The 551-nt window shown below is 63.9% G+C and carries 1 protein-coding gene; it reads right to left on the bottom strand.

Features of this window, described 5'->3' with window-relative positions:
• The coding region (locus tag QMK33_RS23440) for a DUF4172 domain-containing protein (RefSeq protein WP_349361794.1) at positions 1-510 on the bottom strand (510 nt) is incomplete at its 3' end.
• Positions 511-551 lie beyond the last annotated feature (41 nt).

Below are 551 nucleotides of genomic sequence, written 5' to 3'. Positions count from 1 at the left end.
CTGTTCCGCGGCGGGGGCTTCGAAGTGAATTTGCTCGCGACCCAGCGGGCCTGATACCACCTGCATCGGGCCCTTGGCGCCCGTGCGCCAGGCGCCCACCTGGATGCGTTGCAAGCCGCTACGACCAGCAGGGAACAACGCCGCCTGCCAACTGTATAAGCGCTCGGCGGTGAGCGGCTGCGCAAACCCCTGGGTCGCATCGAGCAGCATGTCGACCACGCCTTCCACGCGGCGCTCGGCCGGCACCAGGCCGGCCACGTCCAGGCCCAAGCGGCGCGCCAGGGAGGAACGTACTTGGTCAGTGGGCAAGAGTTCCCCTTCTATTTCGCTGGATTTGAGCGCTTCGAGCGTGAGGTTTTGGAGCACTGCTTCGGCCTGCAACGAAAAGCCCAGGGCCTCCATGTGACCCAGCACCCGCCCTTGCTGGTGACGCACCGTACCGAGCAGGGGTTCCAAGCGCCCGGGCTGCCAGGTAAACGTAGGCCAGGTGGGTTGTTGGTGAATGTACACGCTAATCTCCGCTAACTATGCGGTGAATATAACGCCTATTC

Source organism: Hymenobacter sp. H14-R3 (assembly GCF_030063445.1).
Taxonomy (GTDB): Bacteria; Bacteroidota; Bacteroidia; order Cytophagales; family Hymenobacteraceae; genus Hymenobacter.
This window is presented reverse-complemented; position numbering and strand designations above follow the sequence as displayed.